Genomic DNA, 6,474 nt, shown 5'->3' on the forward strand with positions numbered 1-6,474 from the left:
GGCGGAAAATGTCGTGTTAGGCGACGTGATATGTTTTCTATCCGTTTGAAACCATAACTTAATTAGCCATAATTGCTGATCTAAGAAAGCCAGACTTCTGTGCCTAATAAAATTATGTATTAACCAAGTCCCTAATCCCGTATCTAAAAATAAACCATTAGACCTCCAATTAATAAAAAACAGACTGAGATTCAAACAGATTTGAAACCTATCAACTAACTTCAAAAAGATAATGCCTAACTGGATTTCTTAGTCGTCCCTATTGAGATGACAACCTGTCAGTCTCATGTTTGCTCAATCGAATAATTGTATAGACCTAGTTCAAGTTTGCACCTAGATAGCGTCAACACTTGTTGAACCAAACCTAATAGTTTAATTCTATATGATTTAAATTTTACTCTGATTACACTAACAAACTCCCCATGTCGCTTAACTACAGTATTCCCGAACCTCCCGCTTTCACTATTAAAAATAAGAAGTTTCAGTTATTTAAATACTCTCTACTTATTATACTATAAATTGTAAGATATGCACTATTTTACATTGAAATACATGACCATATAATAAATGACATTTATGCTTACAGACGAGGAAAACACTACATACCTCGTAGTGTTTTTAGAAGTTACTTACCCATATAGAATGGTGTTCTCAGGTGTTTTTAGTGCTTTGCGATTAATGATTGGGATGCCGAGTTCATCTGCTAGTGCTCTGATGGCATCTTTGTTGGGTTTTTTTAGCTTTTCATGGATGACAAAGGCGTCTATTCCAGATTCGATTGAGGCGATGCATTTTTTCAGATTTGTGAGGCCCTCGTCCTCTGTGTACAATTCGTTTTCAACCCAGCGTGTTGGTAGAATATGTGTTAAAGATACAGGATGCGTTGGATGAAGTACTGCATTTGTTATGGTATCTTCAAAGTGCATACCACCGATATAGAGTACATTTGGAAGCTTCTTTTCATTATTAAAGACTGCCATGATGGCTTTTGATATGACAGATATTGCTTCTTTATTATGATAGCTTTCACTCGTACTGCCGATTTCGATATCGATTAAGGGTACGTTAACATGGTTCAACCACTCCACGTTTCCACCGTAGACGACTCCTGACCAATGAGTTGCTTCTGTGGTCACACTGAAGTCGTCTAATGAGCCCTCTTGACGATATTCTTCCAGGGCTCTTGCGATGTTTGTGGCATAAATTGGTTTACTGATGAGAAAATTGGCAGATGAAACGTCTCCAACGGTGTGGATGGCTAATATTTTATCTGGAGCATTTGAACCCCCGTGCCAGTTGACCATCCCGATGATCACAGCTTCTTTGAGAGCTTCTAGTATGGGCATATATAACTCATGGTCTTGGCAAAGGACAACGCGGGTGCGTATAAATAGTATTCGGTTGTTGTTTTCATCAATATGTTCCAGTACTGGATAGCCATCAACCATCCAGTCAAGTTCGGTTAACTCATGTGTGTTTTGAATCATTTCCATGACCTGTGGTGCTACTTGATCCAGTTTTGAATCTACACATAAAAAATAGGCTGCTGTTTTCATTAGACTATATCCCCCCATACGATTTTCCTGTAGTTTTCAGGATCGGTATCTCCTTCAGTGTTAATTAATAGTATGATTGATTTTTCGTTTAAGTGCAATTTGTCTCTAATTGCTCTGTACTGATCACTATGCATAATCAATTTTAAGAAGCCCATGCCAATGGCCCCGGACTCACCTGATATAATGCTGGGATCCCCCAACAGTGGATTGCCTAAGATTCGCATTCCAAGTTCGGATACATCATCAGAGCAAGCGGCGTATAAATCGGCATAATCTCTCAATAATACCCAAGAGATTGTACTTGGTTCTCCACATGCTAAGCCTGCCATTATGGTCTGTAAATCCCCATGAACGGCGTGTGGTAACCCATCCCCAGCTTTAGCTGATTCATAAATGCAAGCGGCCTGATCAGGTTCAAGTATGGTGAAGCTTGGGTGAGATTGTCCATAAAGGCTTACCATATAGCCTAGAACACTACTTGCGAATGACCCTACCCCTGCTTGAAGAAACACGTGAGTTGGTTTATCTATAGACATTAGTTTCATTTGTTCAACGGCTTCTTGAGCGAGTGTTGAATAGCCCTGCATAATCCACGTTGGAATTTCTTCATACCCCTCCCAAGCAGTATCTTGAATAAAAACCCCCTTGTTTTCATCCGCATATTGCTTGGCAAATCGCACAGCATCATCGTAGTTGACATCCAGTATTTCTGCCAGGGCACCTTCGTTTCGGATATTCTGTAGCCTTATTTCTGATGATCCTTTTGGCATGAAAACAACAGACTTTTGACCAAGTTGATTTGCTGCCCATGCAATCCCGCGACCGTGATTACCATCAGTGGCAGTGACGAAGGTGACATCACCAAGACGCTTAGCAATTTCATCAGATGTGATTAAATCAAAGGTCATATCTTCTTCCTTTAAACCTAAGGTGGTGACAATATATTTTGCAATTGCATAGGAACCCCCTAAAACCTTAAAGGCATTAAGTCCGAAGCGATAGGATTCATCCTTCACCAGTACTGCCTTCACACCTAAGGCCTCAGATAAGGCTTTAAGGCTATGTAGTGGTGTGGCGTGATAGGTTTTAAAGCTCTTGTGAAAATTGTAGACGTTTTCCAGAGCGGAAGGACTTAGGGCTTTTGTACTGGCTCTTGATTCCATTTGGTAGTCAGTATGGTTACTGTCGACAACTGATATTCGATATTTTTCCATGTTTGTGCCTCCTGATGGTCTATATGTGGTCTTTATGTGTTTTTTCTGACGCTAGTCTCTTTGTTGCTGCATGTACAAGGTGTTTGGATAAAATCCTAATTTTCGATAAAAGCCAATAGTAGCAGCATTTTCTTGGGATACTGTAACGCCAATTCTTGTACACGCAATTTCTCGCATCCACTGAAGATGTGAACTTACCAGAGCCTCACCAATACCCCTGCCTCTTTTTGTAGCATCAACATGGATGGATTCAACTTCACCAACACCATCCTTTATGGTAGAAATGCAGTAGCCGATGATGTTTTCATGATCTTGACAAACTGTAATCTTATAGAGATTTTCATCCATCGCTCTAAACTTTTTCATCCGATCACCAAAGCATAATAACTCATATTCATGACTAAAATACTCCGACAAGGCTTCATGATAGGCTCTATTTTTTTCCCAAAGGGTCTCAATGAGATCGATGTTTTCTATTTTTATGTCTAAATATTTCATAATTTTATGCTCTCCAATCCTTATATTTTTTCTAATGACCTATTCAGTTTGATTTGTTGGAAAACGTTCATATGTAAGAACTTTCTCTAGGGACTCATCCCAGTTCGCTTTGTTGGACATAAAGATATGGCCATCTGGTTTTTTATCTAATTTGCTGTCTAAACTACCTGCTGGTACCACCAATATGGCCCCATTCATTTGTAAATTAGGAAGTGCAGCGCCGCAGATATTACAAAAGCCTCTTACGTGATTTGTATTTTCCAGCTCAAATCTTCTCACATTTTCTTCACCACTTAACCAAATTAATTCAGCTTGTGTAGAAAACAAATTTGCCGCATGTGAGGAGCCTGAATCCTTACGACAATATTTGCAGTGACACAAGTAAAAATGATTGAACTCGCCAATAACTTTAAACTTTACAGCCTTGCATAAGCACGAACCTAAATATTCCAATGGTGAAAACCTCCTTTATGATAAATTGACGGTTACTTTGTAACTATTATACTATAAATACTAATTTAAGGACAAACTCATAATATAGGAAATGAAATTTGTTTATCTTATGCACGTCATATTTTGTTGATTAATTAATAACCGAAATTAAAATAGCCCTCTGCGTTATAAACGCAAAGAGCTATTAAACTATTATTTTATATGTACTTTAGCATTTGAATAAGATAGTCAGATGAAAAAAGGTCTTTTTCTTCCTTTTCCAAATATCTTTCGCCAAAATTGAAGAATCCGTTTTTTGAATAAAACTGGGTTATGTATTCTACATCATCGCATTCTAAGAAAACAATTTTACCTCCGATTATACTTTGAGCTAGTTTAACGCGATCAAGAGCAATTTTTAAAAGTTCATCTCCTGTTATAAGTTTGTTATACTCATCTTTATAATTTTTGCCAAATTGTGCAAGTAGAATTGCTGGTAATGTATAAGTTTTCGTTGTCTTGTCAAACTTACAGAATTTTGCCAATCTGCCACGTTTTGTTTTTGACAAAGCTTTCATATGGCTTACAATTACTTTATTACTCAGTGCAAAATATCCAATTAGAACGGGTTTCTTTTTAAATGAGGTATAGACCAGTTGCGTTTTGGCTAGACCTTGCTTCGAGAATTCAATTGCTTTTCTATGTATGAAATCTTCAACATCTTTGTTATGTGGACAATAAAAATCAAGGAGCATAGATTTGACTCTATCCTCCCCAAGTTCACTTATCATATCATCTAAATCGAATATATTATAACCATCCATACTATTCTCCAAATATAGATTTGATTTTATCTTTTGAAATACTTTTTACAGATTTCGACATTTTAACTTCTTTTGAAGGTCTTTCAGAAGCATGTTCAAGAGCTGTGATAAAACGGTCCGCTAATTTGGAGTCCTTGATATCAATATTTTTTAAAATACTACTTGTTGCCATACTTATCACCCTTTTCATTCGTTATTACTAAGATACCCAATTATTATTAAATAATTCACTTCATTAAATATATCGGCATATAGAAAAAGTTTCTTGATGTAATTGAGTATCATATAACATAGTCTACCTCTTTTTTCTTTATATTTCAACATCTATTAGATTTATTTAACATTTTAAGATATTTTGAGAAATGGCTTAATAATGCCTTAAACAGTTGATATAGCATATTATAATAATTTATTCATTATTGACTTAAAATGTTAATTTTAAAAAAAACACCACCCAATTGGTGGTGTTTTTAACTATGTAGCGAGTAAATCTATAAGCCGAGTTCTGTATTAGACAATCATCTATCTAGACGTAGTGTTACCAATACGTTCAAGCGACCTACCACTGGGGGATACGAGCAGCATCCTTTTTATACCCTAACTTGGTCTTGCTCCAGGTGGGGTTTACAGAGCCACATAGTCGCCTATGCGCTGGTGAGCTCTTACCTCGCCTTTCCATCCTTACCTCTAAAAAGAGGCGGTCTATTTCTGTTGCACTTTCCTTGGAGTCGCCTCCACTGGGGATTACCCAGCACCCTGCTCTATGGAGCTCGGACTTTCCTCATGCCAAAGCACGCGATTGTCTGATTTACTCTAACACATTATATAGCATAAATCGTGAATTTGCAATACATTGAATAAAAACATTTATCGCATCTACTTAATACTGCGATCAGGTAGATGCGATAATTTTGGGGGAGTTTCTATATTAACTCAGAAGAGGCGCAAAATGCTATTTCATCTCTTTAAAAAGTTTTTTGAGGTTTGGATATAATTTAGCAAATGACCCATACTTTTTATTGTAGAGTGCTACATTTGAAGGATTTGGGACATATGAAGCTTCTGTTTTAATGAGTGCCTTACAGGCAACCTCCACAGATTCAAACACACCTTGTCCAACTGCTGCCAGTATAGCAGCACCATATGCAGGACCCGCATCCGTTTCAAGCTTTACAACCTTTGTGTTTAAAGCATCTGCAATCATTTGACACCAAAACTCATTTTGTGCACCACCACCATTGATTCGAATTTCTTCAACAGGTTGGTTTAAAGCACTAAATATTTCAAATGAATCTCTAAGTCCAAAAGTGACGCCTTCAAGTACAGCTCTGGTCATAGAGGCTTGATCGTGAGTCATGTTGAGACCCCAAAATACACCTCTCGCATCTGCGTCATTATGAGGGCTTCTCTCGCCCATTAAATATGGTAAGAAATATAGGCCGTTATCAATGGCTACGTGCGATGCGCTTTCTAAAAGGTCATTAAAAGCGTTTGTTTTAAGAGCCTCTTCCACCCACCACTTAAGTGCACCTGCTGCAGAGAGCATACAACCCATAAGGTGATATTTGCCGTTTGCATGACAGAAAGCATGGAGACCGTTGTTTGGATCTTTTTGGAAGGTTTCAGAGTTTATAAAGACAACGCCTGATGTACCAAGAGAAATTGAGCATTTGCCATTTTCCACGACACCACCGCCCACTGCCGCACAGGCTTGGTCGCCACTACCGATGATGATTTTAACATCATTTAAAAGACCAAGCTTACTAGAAATTTCTGGCTTCAAGAGGCCAATTGGGTGGTATGCTTCATATAATTTTGGCAGTTGATTCTCTGAAAGCCCTAAAATTTCAAGCATTTCTTTGGACCATTTTTTATTTTCAACATCAAGATAAAGTGTTCCTGATGCATCCGCATAGTCTGTTGCAAAGACGCCACTGAGCATATAAGCCA

7 protein-coding genes and 1 other RNA gene are annotated in these 6,474 nt (G+C 37.8%); all 8 read right to left on the bottom strand.

Going from position 1 to position 6,474, the window contains the following annotated elements; all coding sequences use genetic code 11:
• Nucleotides 1–629 precede the first annotated feature (629 nt).
• Nucleotides 630–1,556 (bottom strand): D-aminoacyl-tRNA deacylase, encoded by a 927-nt coding sequence (locus AC220I_RS16350; RefSeq protein ID WP_486724931.1) that lies wholly within the window; start codon nt 1,554–1,556, stop codon nt 630–632.
• The gene (gene dpaL, locus AC220I_RS16355) at nt 1,556–2,770 is read right to left on the bottom strand and encodes a diaminopropionate ammonia-lyase (RefSeq protein ID WP_486724932.1); all 1,215 of its coding nucleotides are present in this window, start codon (nt 2,768–2,770) and stop codon (nt 1,556–1,558) included. Before dpaL ends, AC220I_RS16350 begins: the two co-directional genes overlap by 1 nt.
• 51 nt (nt 2,771–2,821) lie before the next feature.
• On the bottom strand, nt 2,822–3,268 hold the full coding sequence (locus AC220I_RS16360) for a GNAT family N-acetyltransferase (protein WP_486724933.1): 447 nt from the start codon (nt 3,266–3,268) through the stop codon (nt 2,822–2,824).
• 39 nt (nt 3,269–3,307) lie between these two features.
• Nucleotides 3,308–3,721: a GFA family protein gene (locus AC220I_RS16365; protein WP_486724934.1), complete on the bottom strand. Its 414-nt coding sequence runs from the start codon at nt 3,719–3,721 to the stop codon at nt 3,308–3,310.
• 197 nt (nt 3,722–3,918) lie between these two features.
• Complete coding sequence (locus AC220I_RS16370) at nt 3,919–4,524, bottom strand: N-acetyltransferase (protein WP_486724935.1); 606 nt, start codon at nt 4,522–4,524, stop codon at nt 3,919–3,921.
• A gap of 1 nt (nt 4,525) precedes the next feature.
• A complete protein-coding gene (locus tag AC220I_RS16375) occupies nt 4,526–4,696 on the bottom strand; it encodes a hypothetical protein (RefSeq protein WP_486724936.1) in 171 nt (56 codons plus the stop codon).
• Nucleotides 4,697–5,002: 306 nt separating this feature from the next.
• Nucleotides 5,003–5,339: RNase P RNA component class A (gene rnpB / locus AC220I_RS16380), an RNA gene on the bottom strand.
• A gap of 137 nt (nt 5,340–5,476) precedes the next feature.
• Nucleotides 5,477–6,474: xylulokinase (locus AC220I_RS16385; RefSeq protein WP_486724937.1), on the bottom strand; the 998-nt coding region annotated here is incomplete at its 5' end.

Source organism: Fusibacter sp., assembly GCF_057447755.1.